General features: G+C 39.9%; 22 protein-coding genes. 14 read left to right on the top strand and 8 right to left on the bottom strand.

Translation table 11 applies throughout. The features are described from left to right. Positions 1–54: 54 nt before the first annotated feature. The 3 genes from BLR37_RS21955 to BLR37_RS21945 form a co-directional block, all read right to left on the bottom strand. Positions 55–1,815 carry an ABC transporter ATP-binding protein gene (locus BLR37_RS21955; protein ID WP_090772412.1) on the bottom strand — a complete coding sequence of 587 codons (1,761 nt, stop codon included), beginning with the start codon at positions 1,813–1,815 and terminating at the stop codon, positions 55–57. Next, entirely contained in the window at positions 1,799–3,535 is a 1,737-nt protein-coding gene (locus BLR37_RS21950; RefSeq protein WP_090772410.1) for an ABC transporter ATP-binding protein, read from the bottom strand. The genes BLR37_RS21955 and BLR37_RS21950 overlap by 17 nt, the downstream gene beginning before the upstream one ends. 201 nt (positions 3,536–3,736) lie before the next feature. Further along, complete coding sequence (locus tag BLR37_RS21945; RefSeq protein ID WP_039478683.1) at positions 3,737–4,339, bottom strand: LURP-one-related/scramblase family protein; 603 nt, start codon at positions 4,337–4,339, stop codon at positions 3,737–3,739. 318 nt (positions 4,340–4,657) lie between these two features. On the opposite strand from BLR37_RS21945, the gene BLR37_RS21940 reads away from it, so the two are divergent. Further along, a complete protein-coding gene (locus BLR37_RS21940) occupies positions 4,658–5,500 on the top strand; it encodes a CvfB family protein (protein WP_039478602.1) in 843 nt (280 codons plus the stop codon). Positions 5,501–5,726: 226 nt separating this feature from the next. Here BLR37_RS21940 and BLR37_RS21935 read toward each other — a convergent pair whose 3' ends face one another. From BLR37_RS21935 to BLR37_RS21925, 3 genes are all read right to left on the bottom strand, one after another. After that, positions 5,727–6,398 (bottom strand): MCP four helix bundle domain-containing protein, encoded by a 672-nt coding sequence (locus tag BLR37_RS21935; RefSeq protein ID WP_090772408.1) that lies wholly within the window; start codon positions 6,396–6,398, stop codon positions 5,727–5,729. Between the two features lie 119 nt (positions 6,399–6,517). Then, positions 6,518–7,951, bottom strand: a complete 1,434-nt coding sequence (locus BLR37_RS21930; protein WP_039478606.1) for an ATP-dependent DNA helicase — start codon at positions 7,949–7,951, stop codon at positions 6,518–6,520. A 245-nt stretch (positions 7,952–8,196) separates the two neighbouring features. Beyond that, complete coding sequence (locus tag BLR37_RS21925) at positions 8,197–9,336, bottom strand: putative sensor domain DACNV-containing protein (RefSeq protein WP_090772406.1); 1,140 nt, start codon at positions 9,334–9,336, stop codon at positions 8,197–8,199. Between the two features lie 331 nt (positions 9,337–9,667). On the opposite strand from BLR37_RS21925, the gene BLR37_RS21920 reads away from it, so the two are divergent. From BLR37_RS21920 to BLR37_RS21900, 5 genes are all read left to right on the top strand, one after another. Further along, positions 9,668–10,474, top strand: coding sequence for a DUF3822 family protein (locus BLR37_RS21920; RefSeq protein WP_090772404.1), 807 nt, complete (start codon positions 9,668–9,670; stop codon positions 10,472–10,474). Continuing rightward, positions 10,465–11,001, top strand: a complete 537-nt coding sequence (rsmD, locus tag BLR37_RS21915) for a 16S rRNA (guanine(966)-N(2))-methyltransferase RsmD (protein ID WP_090772402.1) — start codon at positions 10,465–10,467, stop codon at positions 10,999–11,001. The genes BLR37_RS21920 and rsmD overlap by 10 nt, the downstream gene beginning before the upstream one ends. Positions 11,002–11,184: 183 nt before the next feature. Then, positions 11,185–11,646 carry a pantetheine-phosphate adenylyltransferase gene (gene coaD, locus BLR37_RS21910; RefSeq protein WP_090772400.1) on the top strand — a complete coding sequence of 154 codons (462 nt, stop codon included), beginning with the start codon at positions 11,185–11,187 and terminating at the stop codon, positions 11,644–11,646. A gap of 410 nt (positions 11,647–12,056) precedes the next feature. Then, a complete protein-coding gene (locus BLR37_RS21905; protein ID WP_244154730.1) occupies positions 12,057–12,407 on the top strand; it encodes an RNA polymerase sigma factor in 351 nt (116 codons plus the stop codon). Then, complete coding sequence (locus BLR37_RS21900) at positions 12,397–13,002, top strand: hypothetical protein (protein ID WP_090772398.1); 606 nt, start codon at positions 12,397–12,399, stop codon at positions 13,000–13,002. The genes BLR37_RS21905 and BLR37_RS21900 overlap by 11 nt, the downstream gene beginning before the upstream one ends. A 212-nt stretch (positions 13,003–13,214) precedes the next feature. Here the strand turns inward: BLR37_RS21900 and BLR37_RS21895 are convergent, their stop codons facing one another. After that, positions 13,215–13,826 carry an NUDIX hydrolase gene (locus BLR37_RS21895; protein WP_039478621.1) on the bottom strand — a complete coding sequence of 204 codons (612 nt, stop codon included), beginning with the start codon at positions 13,824–13,826 and terminating at the stop codon, positions 13,215–13,217. Between BLR37_RS21895 and pyrE the strand changes: the two genes are divergently transcribed. From pyrE to BLR37_RS21860, 7 genes are all read left to right on the top strand, one after another. Further along, positions 13,825–14,484, top strand: coding sequence for an orotate phosphoribosyltransferase (pyrE, locus tag BLR37_RS21890; RefSeq protein WP_039478623.1), 660 nt, complete (start codon positions 13,825–13,827; stop codon positions 14,482–14,484). The two genes, BLR37_RS21895 and pyrE, sit on opposite strands and share 2 nt — an antisense overlap. Before the next feature lie 24 nt (positions 14,485–14,508). Continuing rightward, complete coding sequence (locus BLR37_RS21885) at positions 14,509–14,907, top strand: SRPBCC family protein (protein ID WP_039478626.1); 399 nt, start codon at positions 14,509–14,511, stop codon at positions 14,905–14,907. Between the two features lie 143 nt (positions 14,908–15,050). Beyond that, a complete protein-coding gene (locus tag BLR37_RS21880; RefSeq protein WP_090772397.1) occupies positions 15,051–17,711 on the top strand; it encodes an alpha-L-rhamnosidase in 2,661 nt (886 codons plus the stop codon). Between the two features lie 472 nt (positions 17,712–18,183). After that, positions 18,184–20,784, top strand: coding sequence for an ATP-dependent chaperone ClpB (clpB, locus tag BLR37_RS21875; protein ID WP_090772395.1), 2,601 nt, complete (start codon positions 18,184–18,186; stop codon positions 20,782–20,784). Positions 20,785–20,927: 143 nt separating this feature from the next. Next, positions 20,928–21,581 (top strand): hypothetical protein, encoded by a 654-nt coding sequence (locus BLR37_RS21870; RefSeq protein ID WP_143009646.1) that lies wholly within the window; start codon positions 20,928–20,930, stop codon positions 21,579–21,581. 12 nt (positions 21,582–21,593) lie between these two features. Next, a complete protein-coding gene (locus tag BLR37_RS21865) occupies positions 21,594–22,091 on the top strand; it encodes a hypothetical protein (protein WP_090772391.1) in 498 nt (165 codons plus the stop codon). A gap of 135 nt (positions 22,092–22,226) precedes the next feature. Further along, positions 22,227–22,871, top strand: a complete 645-nt coding sequence (locus BLR37_RS21860; RefSeq protein WP_090772390.1) for an outer membrane beta-barrel protein — start codon at positions 22,227–22,229, stop codon at positions 22,869–22,871. 168 nt (positions 22,872–23,039) lie between these two features. Here BLR37_RS21860 and BLR37_RS21855 read toward each other — a convergent pair whose 3' ends face one another. Beyond that, entirely contained in the window at positions 23,040–24,242 is a 1,203-nt protein-coding gene (locus BLR37_RS21855; protein ID WP_090772388.1) for an MFS transporter, read from the bottom strand. Positions 24,243–24,347: 105 nt separating this feature from the next. On the opposite strand from BLR37_RS21855, the gene BLR37_RS21850 reads away from it, so the two are divergent. Next, positions 24,348–24,905: an NADPH-dependent FMN reductase gene (locus BLR37_RS21850; protein WP_090772386.1), complete on the top strand. Its 558-nt coding sequence runs from the start codon at positions 24,348–24,350 to the stop codon at positions 24,903–24,905. Positions 24,906–25,089: the final 184 nt, after the last annotated feature.

Genomic DNA, 25,089 nt, shown 5'->3' with positions numbered 1-25,089 from the left:
AATGATGATTTGATTAGACTTAAAGGTTACCAACCTGTAAGGTCTATAAAAATATTAACTTACGCGCTTTCCTTTGAGTAACATATTTAGTGCATCGTTTAATGTTCCGGCCTTTTGTACTTCACCTTCGTTTACGAAATAAATCTCATCGGCATTTTCGATGGTATTTAAACGGTGTGCAATAATAACCAGGGTGGTTTCTTTCGACAGCTTATTTAAAATGCTGCCCAAAAGTTGTTCGGTTATGGTATCGATATTCGCCGTGGCTTCATCTAAGATCAACAGTTCGGGGTTGCGCAGCACAGCGCGCATAAAGGCTATTAACTGCTTCTGTCCTAAACTAATGCTATCTGCTAAAGAGTTGATTGGTGTATTCAATCCTTCATCAAAAATGGCCAGCAGGGCATTTAAATTGGCTTCTTTAATTATTTTCTCCAGTTCCTCATCACTAACATGCTGGTACTGACTATTGCCGTACAGGATATTATCTTTCACTGTTCCGGTAAATAAAAAGGGCTCCTGTAAGATAAAGCCTATTTTTTGTGTACGCTCAGCCGTCGAAAATGAACGGATATCTTTGCCATTTAGCAGCACCGTACCTTTAGTAGCATCATATAAGCGCGAAATTAAAGAGGCCGTAGTGGTTTTGCCGCCACCAGTTGGCCCAATTAGCGCATAAGTTTTACCCTTCTCGAATTTGAGGTTAATGTTGTGCAAAATCTCTTTCGATTCATCATAAGAAAAATGTACGTTTTTAAACTCGAGCAAAGCATCAGACGATGCAGTTTCTTTATCTTCGATCTGCTTTAAATCGCTTTCGAGTGTTAAGATCTGCGAAATACGGTCCCAGCTGGCCATTGCTACCTGAAAACTCGTCCAAAGGGCTGCCAGTTGCCGCAATGGATTGTAAAAATTGGTGGTGTAAGCAATATAACTCACCAATAAACCCAATGTAAAACTGCCTGCAGAGATCAAATAAATACCAAATAACAGCGTAATCAGTTGTGCTGTGCTTGATAAGAGCCCGTATACCGGTACAAAAATGTTGTTAGCCAAACCTGCAGCAATAGCAGTTTTATAGTTTTGTTTGTTGGCCTCATCAAAACGTTTCCTGAAATAATCGCGCCGGTTAAAAGCAATAATCACCTTAAAATTATTCAGGCTTTCCTGAATTTCGGCACTCATACCGCCTATACTTTTTAAGTTTACAGCATTTTTCCGTTTAACCCAGGGTGATAGGGTGATGGTGAAAAGTACAATCCCTACAGCAGGCGCCAGTGTTGCTGCACCCAATTCGAAATTGATGGAAAGCAGGAAAATACCTGCACCAATCATGGTTGCAATGCTACTGATAAACTGCATGAGCGACTGTGAAAAAAACTGGTTTACTTTATCTGTATCGTTATTTACCCTCGAAATCAGGTCGCCAGCCTTGTTTTCATTAAAAAATGAAACCGGAAACTCCTGCAGTTTGTTAAAAATGGCATTACGCAAGGTATACAACATCCGCTGACCTATCCCGCCCATTAATTTGGTTTGCGTATAGCCCGTAACCATTGCAACCATATACATGCCCAGCAAGATGCCACCAAAAACGAGTACACCATGAAACTGCTTGGTGCGAATGTAAGTATCAACGGTGTGGCCGACCAGCAATGGCCCCAATAGTAGCAGACCTGAGTTAATTAAAATAATAACAAGCGCCAGCCAAAGGTTTTTACGCTCGGCCGAGATCAGTTTAAGCAGGTTATTAAGCGATTTAAAAGTCGATTGCTTCTCGCGCTTTTCGCTAAGCTGATTAAGATTGTAGTTCATAGTTACTGGTGCTCTGTTGTGAATTGTAAATCTGAACGTACTCAGGACTGCTTTTCAGCAATTCCTGATGGGTTCCTTCTGCAATAATTTCGCCCTGCATCAGCAAAATTACTTTATCATAATGTTCAACAGAAGCTATTTTTTGGGTAACGGAAATCAGGGTTAAACCGGGATAATTTTGCTGAATGTTGGCTAAAATCCTTTTTTCAGTGTTGGTATCTACCCGTGCAGTAAAATCATCGAGCAGCAAAACCTTAGGATTGAGTGCGAGTGCACGCGCCAGCATAATGCGCTGTTTTTGTCCACCCGACAGGCTGCTGCCCCGCTCAGAGATAATGGTGTTTAACTGATCGGGCAATGCCTCCACAAAATCTTTAAGCTCGGCTGTGGCTATGGCTTTGGCCAAAAATTCATCGGTAACGGTATCGCTAAAGGCAATATTTTCGCGGATGCTCATGTTAAACATAATGCTATCCTGAAATACAAAACCTACCTGCTTGTGAAACTCTTCCTGGTTATAATTTTTAATTTCGTGGCCATCAAACAGTACTTCGCCGCTTTCGGGCTCAATTAAACCGGTTAAAATATAAAGCAGTTGCGTTTTACCTGCTGCTGTTGGGCCAATAATGGCCGTTTTAGAACCTGCTTTGGCAGTAAAAGAAACGTCTTTTAAAATAGGTTTTTGTCCAAAGTTTAAGCTGATATTCTTTCCCGCTACCGCGCCCTCCAATGTGGTGGTTAAGGTACCAGGATGATTAACTTCTGCGGCGTTTAATACACTTTCAATACGCTGGTAAGAAGCTGTAGCCTGGGCAATAACATTGCTCATGAAACCTATAACCAAAATAGGAAAAATAATGAGCGACAGGTAGCTGCTAAAAGCGGCAAACTCACCCAGGCTCATCGAATCGGTGATTACAAAATGACCTCCCAAAACCAGAATACATAAGCCCGATAAATTGGAAACAAATATGATGATGGGAATAAGACCGGCAAAAAGGCGCAGAATAGAAAGTCCTAAATCCCTGGCTTTGGCGTTTGCATCTAAAAACTTATTGTATTCGAGTTGTTGCGAGTTAATAACGCGGATTAAAGCCGAACCTAAAATACTCTCACTGATTACTTTATTTAACCAATCGATTACTTCCCTGCTCTTTTTAAAAAGCACCCGTACCTTGCTCAACACAAAGAAAAAAGCCCCGCCAATAATGGGTACAATGGCAATAACACAAAGTGCCAGTTTCCAGTTGATACTTAAAAGCAGGATACTTGCACCTAGAATTAAAAAGATAGAAGAACAGATAGAAACAATGGCCTGCGAAACAAACATCTTAATCGAATCGGCATCGGCGGTAAGGTTGGTTAACAACTTTGAGGGATTGGCCTGAATGATATAAGCGTGGCTCTGCCTCGATATCTGATCAGAAAGTTTAGTCCTCAAATCGCGCGCTACCCGCTCTGATGCATAGGTTTGTACAATACTCTGCAAATAAGTAAAGATAAAAACCAGTGCAATGGCACCGGCAAATTGAAGCAGAATAGATTGAAGGTGAAATGTTTTGTTGGTATAAGAGTCGATTCCGTGTGCAATGATTTTGGGTAAGAGCAGGTTTATACCATTACTAAGCAAGGCAAACAGGATCAGCATTAATATCAGGCCGCGGTAATTTCCCAATAAACTGAAAATACTGGGTTTCTTGGCTGCTTTGGGTTTTTCCATTCAACGAGGTACCTTAAATTGTTGACCTCAAATTTAACCCAATTATTTGATTTCGTTTGTAAGAAAATTATGAATAAACGATTGAATAATTGAATTATTGAATGAGCGAATGTATATGCAAACCCTCACTCAATAATTCGCTCACTTTAATTATTGGCACTCCCAACAATTAAACAGTTTAACAATTTGAGCAATTAACCGCTATTTGCTTTCCTTCAAAACCATATCAATGGTGATGGCAGTAGCTACAATGGCCACTTTCTGGTCGCTCTCTGCGTAATTGGGATCAATAGAAACATTATACTTATCGGCCGTAGTGAATATTTCTTTCATCGCCCCAGCCCATTTCTTGTTAATTTTACCCAGTTCGGCACCTGCATTATTGGTGATATTAAAATTCCAGGCTTTCCAATCGCCGGTTATTTTGGCAATCTCATCGCCCGAAACCGGGTTCGAAATGGTAAACGTAGGTTTAAAAAACTTAAATTTTTGTTTAATAATGCCCACTTCAACACCCATCGGATCGGTAACGGTAATCTTCGACATCCAGAAAGTCCAGCCTCTGCTAATGGTTGCCTGTAACTGGTCGTTTACATCCGTTATTTCCAGTTTAAAAGGCATCATGCGCTTATCAATTAATAAGGTCAGGGCCTTTTGCCAGCCACTAATGCGCTGTTTAATGATACCGATTTGTGCACCCTGGTCGTTGTAAACCTTGTACTCATTCGCAAACTTTAAGAAGTTTACTTTTTCGTCAATAAAATACTCGTCGCTTAGAAAAAATGTTGGAATCTGCTTATTCATATATGGATCATATTTAGATAAGCTGCTAAAATATATAAAAAATTTAATGAACACCCGCAATTTGGGAATCGGATGTTTTTTTTTAAAATTGAAGCGCAGGAATATTCGCTTTTTTTAAAGTACAGTCCTGCCATCCGCTTTACTGCGTGCCCGCTTCTGTCAGGGCTAAAAACCACAGGCTTATGCAGGGTAGACCGGCATAGTTGTACAAATTTGGTTGGCTAATCGTTATTAAAAATTTAAATCGGGCATAGCCTCTAAAGATTGTTACCTTTGCAGAGCAAAAGCCATTGAAGAAAATGGTTAAACCCACAAAAAATGATTGAAATAGGAAAATACAACGAATTAAGAGTATTAAGTAAAAGCGAAGCTGGTTTAAATTTAACCGATGGTGATAAAATGGTGATCCTGCCCTATGTTCACGTACCCAAAGGGCTCGAAATTGGCGATAATGTCTCTGTTTTCGTATTTGTACAAAAAGATGGCCGTTTAACGGGAACTACACAAAAAGCCTACGCCGAGGTTGGCGATTTTGCTTTTTTAAAGGTTGTATCGGACGAGGATGGCGTATTTATGGATTTAGGTATTGATAAAGACGTTTATGTTCCAGACCGTGAACAAAAAAGGCCGATGCAAAAAGGCTATAAATATGTAGTTTACGTCTACCTGGATGAAAGTAACGACCGTTTACTGGCTTCATCTAAACTTTACGATTTTGTAGAAGAAGAAAATTTCGATTTCGAAGAAGGCGACGAGGTAAGTTTATTGATTACCGAAGAAACCGACCTGGGTTTTAATGCCATTATTAACAATACTTACATTGGTTTATTGTACCACAACGAGGTTTTTGATAACATCCAGATTGGCGATACACGCAAAGGATGGATTAAAAAAATCCGTGTAGAAGGTAAAATTGATCTTACGTTACAGCCAAGTGGTTACGGCCATATTTTAGATTCGAAAGAAGTGATTTTAGCTGCACTTAAAAAGAGTGGCGGTGTAATTGAGCTGGGCGATAAAAGCTCCCCTGAAGAGATCTACCACCGTTTCCAGATCAGCAAAAGTGCATTTAAGAAAACCATTGGTTCTTTATACAAAGAGCGTTTAATTATGCTTTCTGATGACTCGATCAGATTGTTAAGCGATGATGATGCGGAGTAATTCCGTATCATTAGCCACAGATGCACAGATTTAACACGGATTATTTTTCTGTGTTTTCCGTGCATCAGTTACAATATTCAACCACAGATAAAAAGGATTAACACAGATTTAAATCTGTGTTTCCTCTACCTGAACGGTGGGCAGCTGTGGCAAAAAAACTTAGTGACTTTGTGTCTTAGTGGTAAAAAAATAATGACCTTTGGTCAGTCTAATATGTGGCTAAAAATCAATTCAGATTAAACTTCTCATTATTGATCTTAACTGCATTTGATGCCGAAATAATGGCCACAATCATAATCCCGATTGCAATGGCCAGGATAACCTGCATGGTAGAGTAAACCTTAGTGCCTGAAACAAAGATTTTCGAATCCTTAATCAGTTCATCACCTACCTTCGACTGGATTTTAATCAGAGCCGAAAGCTTATCGAAAGTTTGATGGGCAGCACTGCGTCCAACCGATTCGTAAACTTTTTTACCTTCTGCAATACCCAGGCTCAGCGCTTTATTTTCTAGTGCTTTCTGCACAGCAAGTGCATTTTTTAAATCGTTTAAGAAGCTTTTCTCCTGTTTTACCAGTAAGGTTAGCCCGTATTTATGCATTGCCGAATCAATTTTCTGATTATGCTGGTCTATTTTAGAAATGGTATGCGCAACAGGTATTGTACTATCCGTAATAAAAGCATCCTGGAGCACTTCATTTTTATGGTACAGGTTTTCAGCAATAAAATAAAGATCGGTTGCCGGCACCAGCCTGTCGTTATACATTGAAATAAAAGATTCGTTGATTTTCTTCACACTTTTATCTTCCAGAAAACGAATCAGCAGCGTACAGCACATGATGCAGAACAGCAAAAAGGCAATTTTAACTTTGTTTTTGAGGCTAAAAGCAAATTTCATAGTATAATTTGGTTAATATTTATTTTTAGTTAACCGTCACCCTGATCCGATAGCTATCGGATTTATTTCAGGGTCTCTCATTAAAACAAACTCCAAAATAATCAATCGAATGATCATCTTTAATAGTAATCTTCCTGTGCCGTCTTTGCAAAAAGCTGTGGCGCAAAATTGACTAAATATAGTTCTTTTTTTGCACGGGTTACAGCGGTGTATAACCAGCGCAGAAAATCGAGATCGATCATATCTTCGGTTAAATAACCCTGATCGGCAAATACAGCTTCCCACTGTCCACCCTGTGCTTTATGACAGGTTACTGCATAGGCAAACTTAATCTGTAAGGCATTATAAAAAGGATCAGCCTTAATGGCCAGCATTCTTTGGCGCTTATTGGCAATATGCTCGTAATCTTCGTTAAGCCCATCGAAAAGTTTTTTATTTTGCTCATAAGGTAAATTGGCCGATTCTAAATTCAGCGTATCGAGCATTACCTTACAGCTAATCTGCCCCGCAGCCGGAAAATCCATAAATTCGAGTGTAGCATCGGCAAAGCGGAAGCCATAACGCTCTTCTTCTCCCCTTACACGGATTACCCGAGCCATATCGCCATTGGCAATAAAAGCCGTTTCATCATTATCGGGCAGCCAGAAATAATTATTCCGAACCACCATAATCTGGTCGCCACCGGTTAGCTCCTCTTCGCGGTAAAGCAAGCGTGCCCTGATTTGCTGGTTATACACATTGGCCGTTTTATTGGAGCGGCAAACCACCAGTGTATTTTCAATGCCGAATTTGCGGTAAGCATATTCAAGCCCTTCTACCAAACGTGCACCGGGCATATTGTAAATGTCCTGATAATTTTTAGTCAGGAATTTAGGTAAAGGCTTTTCAGGGTTTTTAGCAATCTGGTTACGCAGCATGGTAGCATTAGCCAAAATGCCCGACTTTTTTTCCTGCCTCACTACTTCTTTTAACTCTATTGAAGTAACCGAGAGATAAAAATGATCTTTCAGGTATTGCTCGTTTAAGGCCGGGCTATCTAAGCTTCCCACGGGAGGAAGCTGTGCAGTATCGCCAACAAAAACCAAAAAGCAATTCTTATCATTATACACGAACTCCAGCAAATCGCGTAGTATCGACGAACCGGTTTCGTTAAACTCATCGGCAATCATCGAGGCCTCATCAATAATAAAAACAGTATTATCAACCAGATTGGGTGCCAGCTGAAACTGCATTTCGGGCGAGGTGGCCGAACGTTTACGGTAAATTCTTTTGTGTATGGTTAAGGCCTTGCGGTTGGTGTATTGGCTCATTACCTTCGCCGCCCTACCGGTTGGAGCCAGTAGCTCGCTCTTGAGGCCAAATTTAGCTAAAACCTTTACCAAGGCCGCCACCGATGTGGTTTTACCCGTACCGGCATAACCTTTTAATACAAAACAACGTTCTTCGTCATCATCCTGCAAAAAGGCAGACATCCGCTCGCAAAAAAGCATCTGCTCTTTGGTTGGTGGATGTGCGTAAGCCTGGGCAATCAGTTGACTTTTATCGGTAATCATTTTTTATCAGTGGTTAACTGTTTAAATTGCTGGAAATGGTTAATTGTTTTGGGTGTTGCAAGGAAACCTGAGTATATAGTACAGGTTATGTTGAATAAACCGTATTGCAGTGATATCCTTTTTTGTTCAATTAACGGCAAAATTAGCATTTACATTCACAAAAAAGATTAAATGGAAAGACGGACTGCTTTTTCCGAAATGCAGTAGCTTACATTTTCAAAAGAATAATGCTATCACTATACTCCCTACAGTAGCAGCGTCTCTATACGGTGTGCCATTACCATATTTTGTTTTTTGCTGTGGCTAAAAATGGTAAAATGGCCATCCTGCGAAGCAACAAGACCAATGGCATCGGGTTGGTCGTTTACAAACTGAGCTACAGAGAAGTGCCTCGTACCTCCCAGCTGACCAGGATATAGGATTTTATCTTCTCCACCTACAATGGGTTCAGAAAAAGCAATCTGCTCAACTGTGGGTTTACCTTTTGCCCGACCAATTTTAGCGCCAAAGGCAATCAGCCCAAATTCTTCATTAATAATAGTAGCCCCATCAACAGCAGTTAAACCAGCTAAATGATCAACTTCACGGCGAACCGCACCTTGTGAGAAAATCTCGCTTTGGTTACCACTTTGCCTGGCCAGATTGGACAAGCCACAGAAAGGAGGCTCAACCAAATACTGAATGGGATGAATTATTGATTCTTCCCACTTGGTATCGCCCTTGGGCACAATTAACAAGGCTCCGCCGCGCCCATGGGCACGCATGGAAACCGCAAACTGAATAAGAATATTAATCGGATCGTTCCAGCTGGCCAGAACGGTTAAATCGAGTAAAGCTTTTAAAATAGGCGGGCAATCGCGGTTGATACAGCTTGTGTCATCCACAATTCTGATTTGCTCTCCTTTAAGCACCGCTACATTGGTAAATTTGCCTATGCCATAAATCCTGCGGTGTTTAATTACAATCAAACCCGGTTCTGAAACATCAACCACAAAGCAGAAGTTCGGGATATTAAGCGTAGTTCCCCAGATATACAGCTCGCCATCTTCTTCCCATACCCCCAAATGGATCCCTGAACGTTCAATCCCCGGTGCTATTTTAGTTAAAGTATTGGCATTTAAAGCCAGTTTTTTAGCAAAACGCAGTGGTTTAGAAGCCTGATCGGGTGGCAAAAAGGCAATAGAGATCCGTGGTGAATGCCCTTCCTCCTTACGCAAACTGCTCCAGAAAGCCACATCAATAATCGCTTCAATAACATTACTGCCGGGCTGGGTAGCCAAATCTACCTCACCTTGTGCAATGGCATTTTTATGCAGTTTAATAAAATGTTGCTCAATAGTGGTGGCAATCGTGTTTGCTGCTTTGTAGGTAGGCTTGTAACTCATGTTCCGAATTTAAGCCGAATATTTTGATTTTTGAATAACCGAAAGGTTTGATTTAGGTAAAAATGTGCTTAACTGGTTAACTGTTTAAATCGGTTAACTATGCCTTACTGCATAGTTTATTAAACTATAGAAACCTCAGCACATTCTGTGTTAAAAAAATATAATCAGTTCAATTATCATATTAACCACCAGGACGTGAAGAAACAAAGTCAGGTTTTCATGCAATTTCAAGTCTCATATCTCATATCTCCAATCTCACATCTTTCTCCTCCAAATCAAAATTTAGCCTATACCTTGCTGTTAATCCTTAAAAAAACCTATTTTTGTTTCAATGAGTAACAACAGCCTTTTATTAGTCGACCCGAATTTTAAAGCTGATGCATCTGTAAACTGCCATTTATTATTAAAAATAACGAATGATAGCTTTTCTTATGCAGTGGTAAATAAGGATACGGATGAGATTAAATTAATTTTCGACAAACAAGGCTGTGATGATGTGCAAGAGGATTTAAAAACAGCTTTTGAAACCGATCAGTACCTCTCACTCAATTATGCCGAAATTAAAGCTGCAGTGCATACTGCTAATTTTATCTTTATTCCGGATGAATGGTTTGATGCCGAAAACCTGTCTGTTTACTCCAACTACCTGGGTACAGATGCAAAAATCTACAACAAACGTAACCCCGCTTTAGGTTTTAATACCGTTTTCTGTTTAAATGATGAGGTAAAGGCGCATTTACCTGAAAACGCGAATCTGTTTCCACAATCAGAACCATTGGTTGCACTGTTTAACCACCTGGCAGATGAATCGCTGTTGATTGATTTCACAGCAATTTCTTTCAATGTATTGTACACCAAGCAGAAAAAGGTTGTTTTCCAAAACCATTACCAGTCAGAAAATGCCGAAGAATTTAATTATTTCCTTTTGCTGATTATAGAACAGCTGGGTTTAAACGACAGCATTCCGGTTTACATTCAGGGCATTATCAACGAAGACGACGAGCATTACAACTGCCTGTTAAAATATTTCAATCAACTTTATTTCTTTCTCCCGGCTGGGAAACAAAACAGCGAATTGTTAGCTGATATGCCCAAACACTATTTCAGCGGTTTGCTTGCTTTAGATTTATGCGAATAATTGGTGGCAAATTAAAGGGGATCCGCTTGCAGCCTCCTGCAAACTTACCGGTACGCCCTACAACTGATATGGCTAAAGAAGCCTTGTTCAATATCCTTAACAACCGCTACGATTTCGAAAACTGTGCAGTTTTAGATTTGTTTTGTGGCACGGGTAATTTAACTTTCGAGTTTGCATCGCGCGATGCTGAAAGCATTCTGGCTGTGGATATGGATTACGGTTGCGTAAACTGGGTTAAAAATACGGCAAAGAAATATGAATTTGACCAGGTAGAAGTGCGTAAAGGCGATGTTTTTAAATTATTGAAACAGCTTACCGGTGCTTACGACCTTATTTTTGCTGATCCACCTTACCATTTACCCAATATTCCGCAACTGCCTGTTTTGGTGCAGGAACAACAGTTACTCAAACCCGGAGGTTTGCTGGTAGTAGAACATCAGAGCAACATGCGGCTAAATAACCAGCCTGGCTACCAGGAAACAAGGAAGTACGGAAATTCATCGTTTAGTTTCTTTGAATTAAGTTAACTGGATTGTTTTTACCACAAAGGCACGAAGACACAAAGTTTTTAGTATGCTTTGATATTCACAATCTCTTAATGGTAAAATAATTCCGTGTAAATCTTTGCATCCATGGCAAAAAATTAACCTTCTTTGTGCCTTAGTGTCTTGGTGGTTAATAATTCCATCACAAACAGCTATATTTGAATCATGAAAATAGCGCTATTTCCTGGTTCTTTTGATCCGATAACCATTGCACACGTAAACATTCTGCAGCGTGCTACTCCCCTGTTCGATAAGATTATAATCGGTATTGGTTTAAATAGTTCGAAACAGAACTTCCTTACCGCAGAGCAGCGTTTACAGATCTTAAATACCGTTTTTGAAGGTTATCAGAACATCGAAGTGCAAACCTACGAAGGTTTAACGGTTGATTTTTGTCGCAAAATTAATGCTACCTACATGGTGCGTGGCATCCGTTCGGCTGCCGATTTTGAATACGAAAGGGCCATTGCGCAGATTAACCAAACCATGATGCCGGAAGTAGAAACCATTTTACTGTTAAGCAAACCCGAATATTCGGCCATTAGCTCCACCATTGTACGCGATATTTTAAGAAACCACGGCGACGTGAGTCCCTTTGTGCCACAAGAGGCGCTTAAATTTCTGTAATTACGCGTGTTGTCAGGTGTTACCACCTGACAGACTAGGGTTATTTATTAGTCCCCTATGACCGTGCTGTTGGATGTTACCATCCGACAGATTTCTCATCCATTATCTATCGTATTTCTGTAAAAAATTCCAGCTAAGGTATCAGATAGTAATATCTGACGCCAATAATTATCCGTGTTTATCTTTTTTATCTGTGGTTAAATATTATTTATAACTTAATCTGTAACGTTTAAAAGAATCTGTTACTAATGTGTTATACATTCAATGAAAGAAACTGAAAGCACATTTCTCGACCTGATTAACCGGCATAAAGCGATTATACATAAAATTTCGAAAATGTATACGGATGATGCTGAAGAACAGCGGGATCTGTTTCAGGAAATTGTCTTGCAGCTCTGAACCCAAGCTTTATGGGCAACAGCAAATTCTCGACCTGGATGTACCGGGTTTCTTTAAACACCGCCCTGGTTTATTTTAAAAAAGATCAGCGGAAAATAGACAAAACACCATTGGATGCACACATTGATGTGGTAGATAACAACGAAAGCGATCGGAAAGAAGAAAAACTAGCCTATCTCTACAAAGCTGTACAGGAATTAAATGCAGTTGAAAAGGCACTGATTTTTCTTTTTCTCGAAAATCAATCGCATAAAGAGATTGCCGAAAACCTGGGCATTAGTGAAGTTAATGCACGGGTCCGCCTCAACAGAACCAAAGAAAAATTACAAATCATTATCAAGAAAAACGGTTATGAATTTTGACGACATTAAAAATGACTGGAATAATCCGGATGCGGGATCAGAAACCATTTCTGCCAGCATGTTAAAGGTAAAGGAAGCCTATACCCCGATCGATATCATCAGAAAAAAAATGAAACATGAGTTTTTTTACCAGATTTTCTTTCTGGTTGTTATGTTCTTTTTACCCGTGACGATATCATTTTCTACCACGACACAAATGGCTTACTTAGCTTGTTATGCTATTATTTGCGGCTTTTCTGCTTATTACTTTTTTAAGTTTTACAAGTTCTACAAAAACTCTTACGACATGAGCATGGACAGCAGGAAAAGCATCCTGTGGTTTTATTACGAAATGAAACTGAATATAGAGCTTTACAAAGCATTAACTTATATCGTAGCTTTTATCGCCGTAGCCTTTGGTGCAATCTATATCCTGGTAGAAGAAAACGCAGATCTTTCTAAAATATTAGCCAGACTCTCGCCTGTGTATGTCCTGCTGAACTGTTTTATCAGCATCCTGATTATTGGCATAATTACCGAGCTTTGGGCCTGGTACTATTATGGTAAATATTTAAAACGGGTTAAAAAAGTGGTAGATGAACTGGATTTTGAATAAGTGGAACCAAAGCGCTGTCAGGTGTTACCATCTGACTGGCCCGAGTTATTTATTTTCTTGATTATCGCTGTGTCAGATCGTAATATCTGACACCACTAATGAAAACTTTGTGCGTGCTGTCGGGTGTTACCACCTGACAGTTTCACAATACCTATTTAATTGATTATCAATGCGTCAGATAGTAATATCTGACACCACAGAAACTTTATATCCTACAAAATCCCACCAGCGCGCATTACATCCATAATAGATGGAAAGGTGTTTTTAATTACCGGACCAACATGATTTTTATCCAGCCATACTGCTTGCTCAATTCCTTCTTCCTTCTGTGGAATTAAATTGGGCTCACCTTTAACGATCATCTTGTACCAGTTCGTTTTTTTAATTACCATTTTGGTACCCATTGGGTAAACATGGTAGGTTTTGCACAACTTTTCTTCCCGCCTTAAAACTTTAATGCCACATTCTTCTTCTACCTCCCTAACTGCGGTTTCTTTCATGTTTTCGCCATCCTCGAGCTTACCTTTAGGCAAATCCCATTTCTTGTTCCTGAAAATAAAAAGGTAGTTGTTATTGGCACTTTCTACCAATCCGCCGGCCGCTTTAATTATGGTACAATCTTTTTTTAGCTTTCTAAAAGTCTCCTGAGGATTCTTTGTTAAGAAAATGTAGCTTTTTTTAGACCCATTTTTTAATTTTTTATAAAATGTTTGCAAATCAAAATCCTGAAATTCAAGCTGTTGAATCTTTTCTTTTTGTTCTGGTAAAACATCTGATATAAACAAGGTGTTATCGTTAATATAAATTCTGTAATTTTGGGCCATGTATAATAAAAGTGATATTGAATTAAAGGTAGCTGAATTTTTATTACAAATAAAGGCAATTAAATTACAACCTAATAATCCTTTTACCTGGGCGTCTGGTTGGAAGTCGCCAATTTATTGCGATAACCGGATTACCCTTTCCCACCCTCAGGTTAGAACTTACATCCGTCAGAAACTTGCACAAGCCATTCAGGAAGAGTTTGGCTCGGTAGATGTGATTGCCGGAGTGGCAACAGCAGGAATTCCGCAAGGCGTTTTGGTAGCTCAGGAATTAGGCCTTCCTTTTATCTATGTTAGATCGAAAGCCAAAGAACACGGTACCGGAAGCTTAATTGAAGGTGAAGTGGTAGAAGGACAACGTGTGGTGGTAATCGAAGATTTGATCTCAACCGGAAAAAGCAGCTTACAGGCTGTTGAGGCTTTAAGAGCCGCAGGTTTATCAGTTGCCGGTTTAGCTGCAATCTTTACGTACGGTTTCGAAAAAGCGGATGAAAATTTTTCAGCTGCAAAATGCCGTTACTTAACTCTATCAAACTATGGTGCATTAATCGAATATGCTGCCGAGCACAGCATTATTGCGAAAAGCGACATGGAATTATTGAGCAAATGGCGCTTAAACCCATCAGAATGGGGCCAGGCTTTAAGTTCAGAGTCTTAACACACAAAAACAAAACCATATATAATGACGATTATTGAAAGCGCTGTAGAAGTAAATAAACCCGTTGCAGAGGTTTATGCCTTTCTATCTAACATGAACAATCATCAGCAACTGATGCCAGAGAATATCTATAACTGGGAATCGACAGAGGATGAAGCACGTTTTACCATCCAAAACATGGCAAAACTGGCCATTAAAATCTCTAATCGTATTGAAAATCAAGAATTAACCGCCATCCCTACTGAGAAAGCACCTTTTGAAGTAGAATTAAAATGGACGTTAAACGATAATGGTAATGGTACCACCACAGCAAAACACATCATCTCTGCTGATTTAAATATGATGATGAAAATGCTGGCTTCGGGCCCATTACAAAAACTGGTCGATCATCAGACACAAAAGCTGAAAGAGATATTAGGATAAGCTCCTGACACTATACCAATAGCATTTAGCATCTTATTTCAAAAAAGCGAAGCATAGTCTTCGCTTTTTTTATGCGTAAAAAATCCATTGCGCTTTGCCCATCCACGCATTATTTTGATACCTTAGTTTCAAATACCAAACAAATGAAATCTAAGTTGCTGCAATTTTCTGCTTTATTTTTAATGCTCGCGCCAGTAGCCAGTGTATCTGCCCAAACTACACTAACGGCATTAAAAACCGAATATTTAATCAATCCAATAGGTTTAGATAACCCCAATCCCCGGTTTACCTGGCAAATGAACGATGCTACGCCCGGCGCCAGACAGCTTACCTACCGCATTTTGGTCAACACCGATTCTGTAGCACTGCTTAATGGAAAAGCTACTTTGTGGAATACGGGCTGGCAGCAGTCAGACCTGAACTTAACCACTTATTCGGGCCAGCCACTAAAACCTTTTACCAAATATTTTTGGCGGCTAGATATTACCAACGGAAATAAAAAAACGGCAAGCAAAATTTCGGCTTTCGAAATGGGCATGATGAATATGGCCAATTGGCAGGGTGCCTGGATTTCGGATAATGAAAATGTTAAATTAAAGCCTGCCCCCTATTTCCGTCATGCCTTTTCAACCGGTAAAAAAATAAAATCGGCCCGGGCCTATATTGCTGCTGCCGGTTTATACGAACTTTCCATTAACGGGAAAAAGATTGGCAACCACCGCATGGACCCAATGTACACCCGTTTCGACAGGAGAACATTATATGTAACTTACGATGTAACGCAGGAAATAAACCAGGGCAATAATGCCATTGGTGTGCTTTTAGGAAATGGTTGGTACAACCACCAATCTACAGCGGTTTGGTATTTCGATCGTGCTCCCTGGCGCAACAGGCCTACTTTCTGCTTCGATTTAAAGATTACCTACGAAGATGGCACCACCGAAACCATTAAATCGGGCAAAGACTGGAAAACGGCGCTAAGCCCCATTGTTTTTAACAGCATTTACACCGCCGAGCATTACGATGCCCCCATGGAAAAAACAGGCTGGAATACGGTAAGTTTTGATGATAAAGACTGGAAAGCGGTAATTTACCGCTCGGCACCATCGCGAAATATTGTAGCGCAGGCGCTTCATCCCATTCGTAATGTGGAAGAAATTGCGACCAAAACGGTTAAAAAAATTAACGATACCACTTACCTCTTCGATCTGGGGCGGAACATTTCGGGAGTAAGTAAAATCACTTTAAATGGTCCGACAGGTACTGTGGTTCGGTTAAAACATGGTGAACGTTTATATGCAAATGGTCGGTTGGATGTTTCGAATATCGATGCTCACTACCGCCCTACTGATGATACGGATCCATTTCAAACCGATATCCTGATTTTAAGTGGCAAAGGTGCACAATCGTTTATGCCTCACTTCAATTATAAAGGTTTTCAGTATGTTGAGGTTACCACTTCTACTCCTATCGAATTAAAAAAAGAAGACCTCGTAGGCTATTTTATGCATAGTGATGTTCCGACGGTTGGCGATATTAAATCTACCGATCCCATCATCAATAAAATTTATTACGCAACCAATAATTCTTATTTATCGAACCTCTTCGGTTACCCAACAGATTGCCCGCAGCGTGAAAAAAACGGGTGGACAGGCGATGCGCAAATTGCCATAGAAACCGGTCTCTATGGCTTTGATGGCATTACCATTTACGAAAAATGGCTGGCCGATCACCGCGACGAGCAACAACCCAATGGTGTATTGCCTTCTATTATCCCAACCGATGGCTGGGGGTATGAATGGGGCAACGGCCCCGACTGGACCAGCACCATTGCCATTATCCCCTGGAATGTTTACCTGTTTTATGGTGATAAAAAATTACTCGCAGATTGCTACGAAAACATCAGAAAATACGTTAACCACATTGATGAAAACTACCCTACTGGCTTAACAACCTGGGGTTTGGGCGACTGGATTCCGGTGAAATCTAAATCGCCTGTAGAGCTTACTTCTACCTGTTATTATTATGCTGATGTGGTAATTCTGGCCAAAGCAGCCAAAATTTTAGGCAAGAATGCCGATTATGAAAAATACAATGCATTGGCACTGAAAATCAAAAATGCATTTAACGCTAAATACCTGGATAAGCAAAAAGGTATTTATGGCACCGGTATACAAACGGAAATGAGTGTGCCTTTATATTGGAAAATTGTTCCAGAAGAATCGAGACAATTGGTGGCTCAAAACCTGGCCAAACGCGTTGAGGCAGATGGTTTCCACCTGGATGTAGGTTTGCTGGGTACCAAAGCCATTTTAAATGCTTTGAGTGAGAATGGTTATGCGGATATGGCCTATAAAGTGGCAGCACAAAAAACTTACCCAAGCTGGGGCTGGTGGATGGAAAACGGAGCCACTACGTTGTACGAAAACTGGCCAATTGATGCCAAATCGGATATTTCGATGAACCACATTATGTTTGGCGAAATTGGCGCCTGGCTGTATAAATCGCCGGGTGGTATCAGACCTGATGAAAAGCAGCCTGGTTTTAAACATATTATTTTAGAACCTCATGTTGTAGCAGGTTTGGATGGTTTCGATGCGAGTCACGTTGGGCCTTATGGAAAAATTATCAGTAATTGGAAAAGAACACAAAAAGGTGTGACGTATAACATTGTCATACCTCCTAATTCGACTGCCAGCATGGAACTTCCTATTGTTCGCAATATGGAAATTTTGGTTAATGGTAAAATTAGCAGTAACAAAATAGAACTTACAGCAGGAAAATATACCATAGAGACAAAATAAACCTTACAGGTTTTAATAGCGCGGTAGCAAAGAAACCTGTAAGGTTTAAACCTGCATGTTGGGTTTCGGTCGGTGAGACACCGACCGATAGGTAAATTGATATTCAGACCTCGCAAGTTTTAAAAACCTGCGAGGTCTGATAGCGGTAATCCCGCGTTAGGGATTGTAAGGGTTTAGTACCGATGAAAAATCGGTACCGGAGCGCAGCGCAGCCCTGAAAAGCCCGACCCTTGCGCAGCTTGGGTAACGCCCAAATCAGTTAGCAGATTACATATACCTGAACAATAAAAATCGTTTTTGCATTCAGATGCCTCTTCGCAATTAATAATAACCACGCAAACCACACGACAAAACTTCAGCATAAAACACTAAAAATCAGCAATTTAGTCATAAAAAACAATTTCATACCGACAAAATTTCCGATTCTGAAAATCAAAATCGCTATGGCATTTGTTTTGACCTTAAAGGGAATATGAACTTCAACAATTTTACCATAAAAGCCCAGGAAGCAGTTCAACAGGCTTCTGCAATAGCCCAGGGCAACCAGCAACAAGCTATTGAAACAGCACACCTGCTTAAAGGTTTGCTTACTGTTGATGAAAACGTAGTTTCTTATGTATTAAAGAAGTTAAACGTTAACCTGAATACCTTAAATCAAAACCTTGATGCGGAGATTGCCAAATTCCCGAAAGTGAGCGGAAGCAATGTCTATCTGTCATCAAATGCCAATAGCGCTTTACAAAAAGCACAAACCTTTTTAAAAGAGTTTAAAGACGAATTTGTTTCGGTAGAGCACTTATTATTGGGCATTTTAGCCGTAAACGATTCTGTTTCGAAATTATTAAAAGAACAGGGCGTTAACGAGAAAGACCTTAAAAAAGCCATTATCGAGTTGCGTGGCGATAACCGTGTAACCGATCAAAATGCCGAAGCCACTTACCAGGCTTTGAGTAAATATGCCCGGAACTTAAACGAATATGCCGAGAGTGGAAAGCTAGATCCGGTAATTGGCCGTGATGAAGAAATCCGCCGGGTGATTCAGATTTTATCGCGCCGGACTAAAAATAACCCGATTTTAATTGGTGAGCCTGGTGTGGGTAAAACGGCGATTGCCGAAGGTATTGCCTTCAGGATTATAAAAGGCGATGTGCCCGAAAACCTGAAAAGCAAAACCGTTTACTCCCTTGATATGGGTGCATTAATTGCCGGTGCAAAATATAAAGGCGAGTTTGAAGAACGCCTGAAAGCGGTTGTTAAAGAAGTTACCCAAAGTGATGGCGATATCATCCTGTTTATTGATGAGATCCATACACTGGTTGGTGCAGGTGGTGGCGAAGGTGCCATGGATGCCGCAAACATTTTAAAACCAGCTTTGGCACGTGGCGAACTAAGGGCAATTGGTGCAACTACTTTGGATGAGTACCAGAAATACCTGGAAAAAGATAAAGCCCTTGAACGCCGTTTCCAAAAGGTAATGGTTGAGGAACCTGATACCCAGGATGCCATTTCCATTCTGCGTGGATTGAAAGAACGTTACGAAACCCACCACAAAGTGCGGATTAAAGACGAGGCCATTATTGCTGCCGTAGAAATGAGTCAAAGGTATATTGCCGACCGTTTCTTACCCGATAAAGCCATCGATTTAATGGACGAGGCTGCTTCTAAGCTTCGCATGGAAATGGATAGCGTACCTGAAAATGTAGATGCGCTAGAACGTGAAATTATGCGTCTGGAGATTGAACGCGAAGCCATTAAACGCGAAAAAGACGACAGGAAAGTTAAAGAACTATCAGAAGAGATTGCCAATCTATCAGCCGAACGCGATGAGTTTAAGGCCAAATGGCAAGGTGAAAAAGATTTAGTTGATGCGGTAAACAACCAGATCGAGCAGATTGAACACTATAAATTAGAAGCTGAGCAGGCCGAACGTGCCGGAGATTATGGTAAGGTCGCCGAAATCCGTTACGGAAAAATTAAAGAAGCACAAGATAAGGTTGAGCAGTTAAAAGCCGATTTAGAAAGCCAGCAAAGTGACAGCCGCATGCTGAAAGAAGAAGTTACAGCTGATGACATTGCAGGAGTAGTTGGCCGCTGGACAGGCATTCCGGTTACTAAACTGATAGCCAGCGAACGCGAAAAACTGCTGAATTTAGAACAGGAGCTACATCAGCGTGTGGCTGGTCAGGACGAAGCTATTGAAGCCATTTCAGATGCCATCCGTCGCTCGCGTGCCGGTTTGCAGGATAAGCGTAAACCAATAGGCTCATTCATCTTTTTAGGTACCACTGGTGTAGGTAAAACCGAATTGGCCAAAGCATTGGCTGAGTTCTTATTTAACGATGAAAATGCTTTGACCCGTATCGATATGAGTGAATACCAGGAACGCCATGCGGTATCGCGTTTAATTGGTGCACCTCCGGGATACGTAGGTTATGATGAAGGCGGACAACTGACTGAGGCTGTAAGGCGGAAACCTTACTCGGTAGTATTGCTTGATGAGATTGAAAAAGCGCACCCTGATGTGTTTAACATCCTGTTGCAAGTACTGGATGATGGCCGTTTAACCGATAATAAAGGCAGGACGGTAAATTTTAAAAATACCATCATCATCATGACCTCTAATATTGGTGCACACTTGATTCAGGATAATTTCAAAAACTTAAGTGATGAAAACCGCGATGAAGTGATTGCCAAAACCAAAAATGAGCTGTTTGAAGTGTTGAAACAGACCATTCGTCCGGAATTTTTAAACCGTATTGATGAGTTGATTATGTTTACCCCGCTTAACCGCAGCGAAATCAGGAATATTGTGAGCCTGCAGTTTAAACAGGTGCAACATACCCTGGCCGAGATGGGCATTGAAATGGAAGCTAGCGACGAAGCCTTAGATTGGTTGGCGCAACTGGGCTACGACCCGCAGTTTGGTGCAAGACCACTGAAAAGGGTTATCCAGAAAAGAATCTTAAATGAGCTGTCGAAAGAGATATTGGCGGGCAAGGTAGATAAAGACAGTAAAATTAAGTTAGATATGTTCGATCATAATTTTGTGTTCCTGAACCAAAAGGCAGATTAAAACATAGTAATCAAAATCCCATAGATTAACGTCTATGGGATTTTTTTGTTTAAGCCGTCTTAAAGTAACTAACATAATAGTTTCATTTCTTGCTTTTTGTTTCAATAATGATTATTATTGATTACACACAAAAACACAACATAATGAAACCTAAATTAATCATCATGGCGCTGCTATGCGCCGTCAGTTGGCGCTGTTATGCCCAAACTGAAAAAGGAACAGGCTTTGCCGGCCTCAGCGTAAGCTTTGGTACCTCTAAACAAAACAGTTCGGCCCCAAGTCTCAACACCTTTACCGTAACTCCACGAGGAGGTTATTTTTTAGCCAATAACCTGGCCATTGGCCTCGAGCTGCCTTTAAACCTTTCCAAATTACGTGGCGAAAGCTACATTTCGTGGGATGAAGAAGATGGTCGCTACGAAGACCGTTATGGTCCGAAGGAATTTAGCTTTGGTTTTTCTCCTTTTCTGCGCAAATATGTAGACGTAAAAGACCATTTTAAGTTCTTTATGCAGGCCAATCTGTTGCTTCAGGTTAATACCTTTAATCGGATTGATGAGGAGGGCTACTTAATTAAGACCGATGCCAAGGTTAAAGGGTATGGCGCCAGTTTAAGCCCTGGTTTTACTTATTCCATATCCGATCATACCACGCTCGAGTTTTCTTTTCCGATCGTAACGTTCTTTCATCAGAATTACTATGCTTCTGAATCGCTGTACAATTACGATAAGACCAATAACCTGAGACTGGCCCTGCAGAACTTCACCCCTACTTTCACGGTCAATATTCATTTCTAATCTTAACCGCTCATGAAAAATATAACAACCTCAATTTTAAACCTGGCAGGTTTAAGCTTGCTTTTCCTATTAAGTTTTTCCAATCAGGCAAATGCCCAGCGCTTTCGGGGTAAAATAGAATATTACAGCAGTGTATTCCCTTCTGAAGATGGAAAAATCAAATCTATTGATGGCACTAAAATCGAATATTACAATTCTGTTTTTAAATCAGAAGATGGAAAAGTAAAATCAATTGGTGATAAAAAAGTGGAATATTATAATAGTGTATTCGCCTCAGAGGATGGAAAAATCAAATCGATAGATGATATAAGAATTGAATATTACAATTCTGTTTTTAAATCTGAAGATGGAAAGATGAAATCGATTGGCAACATCAAATTTGAGTACAATAACACTGGTTCATCAAAAAGTGATGGTAAAGTAAAATCAATCACCAATGAAAATGATGATGCAGCATCGGAAGATGCCTTGGATACCTATTATTTTATCCAAAAACTTAACCGCCAGTAACTATTGAATTCAGATGATTACCGGACAGAATATTTTTACTTCTGAAAATCAATCGCTTAACAATTATTTAACTAAAAAATTAGTTTTATATCATTTTTTTAGTTTATAATTGAATACACAAAAACACACACACAAATGAAAAAACAATTATTAACGCTGGTAGCATTATGCGCTATCACCATGGGAGTTAATGCCCAAACCGAAAAAGGAGACAATATGATTGGTGGGAGTTTCAGTATTTCTACCTCAAAAACAGAGTCTTCTAACTACGAAAAAAGAAATTATTACAGCATTACTCCAAGGTATGCACATTTCTTCTCTAAAAACTTAGCTGTTGGATTAACTATCGGGGCAAATTATGGTAAAACGCTGAATAATAATTATGATGCAAACAGTAACCTTACCTCGACAAGAACGAGTAAACAAAAGGGAATTTCGGTAGGCCCAATAGTGAGGTATTATGTTGATATTACTGAAAAATTTAAAGCTTTTGGTCAATTTAGTGGAACAATAGGAGTTGTAAAGACCAATGAAATCAGTACCTATGCTTATAATTTTGAACCAAATACCAAATACATCCAGTACAATGCCTCTATTAATCCTGGCTTAGCATTTTTTCCGACTAAAAAACTGGGTATTGAACTAGGTTTCTCATTATTATCATATAATAAAATAGATTATGATGGCCCTGCGCCAACTTATAGCTGGTATGAAGCTGAAGCATTTGAATTTGGCCTTAATACCTTTAATCCATTTCTTGGATTAAACTTCCACTTTTAACAAATAATCCCGCTCTTTAGTATGAAGAGTGGGATTATCTTATTTCTTTTTGGCTTATTTAACTAGCCAGGGTTTTATCAACAACCTGGGCTTTAAAATTTATATCCTATTTTAACCTCAAAATTCTCAATTAAAACAAAAATCCCATCAGCGATGGGATTTTTTGTTTTATTTCTTTTTGGTTTCAATATTGGGAAGGAAACCGGTGAGCAAACCAATCAAGGGCAAAAATGCACACACATTAAATACATATTCAATACTGGTTGAATCGGCCAGCTTACCTAAAAGTGCCGACCCTATCCCCCCCATACCAAAGGCGAAGCCAAAAAACAAGCCGGCTACCAAGCCCACCTTGCCCGGAATAAGCTCTTGCGCATATACCAGTATAGCCGAAAATGCCGAAGCTAAAATCATCCCAATGGGTACAATTAAAACGCCTATCCAGAACAAGCTGGCATAAGGTAACAATAAAGCAAAGGGTGCAGTTCCTAAAATAGAGGCCCAGATTACATATTTCCGACCTATTTTATCGCCAATTGGTCCGCCCAATAGCGTTCCGGCAGCTACCGAGAACAAGAATACAAACAGGTAAACCTGCGAAGTTTGTACCGAAACATGGAATTTATCAATTAAATAAAAGGTAAAATAATTGGTTAAACTGGCCATGTAAAAGTATTTAGAGAAAATCAACAGCAATAAAATACATACCGAAAAGATAACCTTGGTTCTAGAAAACTGGTTAACAACGGTCTGAATATTAACTTTTTTACTTCTGGAAAGCATAAAACCTTTATACCAGTTGCCTACATAAGTTAATATGATGATGGCTAAAAGGGCAATAACTGAAAACCAAACTACGCTAAACTGTCCGTAAGGTACAATAATCCAGGCCGCCAACAATGGTCCTAAAGAGCTGCCTGCATTGCCACCTAACTGAAAAACAGATTGTGCGAGGCCCCTCTTCCCTCCTGATGCAGCATGAGCCATGCGCGAAGCCTCAGGATGAAAAATAGAAGAACCAATACCGATAAAACAAACCGATAACAAGATGGTATAGAAGTGCGTGGATTGTGAAAGCGATACCAAACCAATTAGCGTAAAGCCCATACCAACCGCCAGCGAATAAGGTTGTGGTTTTTTATCGGTATACAAGCCCACAAAAGGTTGCAATAATGAGGCTGCCAGCTGAAACGTTAAGGTAATCAAGCCAATCTGCGAAAAACTAAGGTGATAGCTGGTTTTAATGATAGGATAAATTGCCGGAATGAGCGACTGAATGGTATCATTTAACAGATGTGAAAAGCTTAAAGCAAACAGGATCGGAAAAACAGTTTTTTCAATAATAGCTGTGGTAGAGGTATTTTCGGTCATAGCAAAATGTTATTATGTCCCAAAAATAAGGATTATATTTTTTTAACGGAGACCTCTTGTCCTTGCAAAAGCCAAACATTTTGATCATGTTGTGGTTTAGTAGCTATGGAAAAGAACAGAAAAATTGTTGGCCTTTGCGGAAGTTTAAGAAAGGGCTCTTATAATGCCATGTTACTCAAATTTGCCGGAAGCCTGATTCCTGAAGGTATTGATTTCGAAATAGTATCTTTCGAAGACATTCCGCTTTATAATGCCGATCAGGATTTACCAGAAGCTGCTGAAAGACCAGCAAGTGTTACCCAATTCAGAGATTCACTGGCTCTTGCCGATGCATTTATTATTGCTTCGCCAGAATATAATTATTCTATTCCGGGCGGATTAAAAAATGCCATAGATTGGGCCAGCCGGGGCAAAGACTCTCCACTGCTTCATAAACCCGTTGCGGTAATGGGTGCTACCCAGGGCCAGTGGGGCACTGTAAGAATGCAAACTGCTTTTTTACCCGTTTTTACCTTCTTAAATATGAACCCTGTTTTGCAACCTGAAGTTTTAATTGCCCAAGCCCAAAATAAATTCGATGCAACCGGAAATTTAACAGATGAAAGAACTGTTGCGATTATCAAAAAGAAAATAGACAACCTCATTTCAGCTTGTAAAGTATAAAAAAATTCCTGGCACACTCCTCTCCAAAACTGCCATTTCTGCTACAATAAAATCTGACATTTATACAAAAAAAGTCAGATTGTCAATTTGTCATAGCCAAAAAATTAATCAATCGATTGATTTTTAGTCACACGAAAATAATATTGAGTTAACACTAAATTTACATCTAACTATAAACTAAGGG

It is taken from the genome of Pedobacter soli (assembly GCF_900101435.1).
In the GTDB taxonomy this organism is placed as follows: Bacteria; Bacteroidota; Bacteroidia; order Sphingobacteriales; family Sphingobacteriaceae; genus Pedobacter; species Pedobacter soli.
Note: the sequence above shows the minus strand (reverse complement) of the source record. Positions and strands in the feature narration are given on the sequence as shown.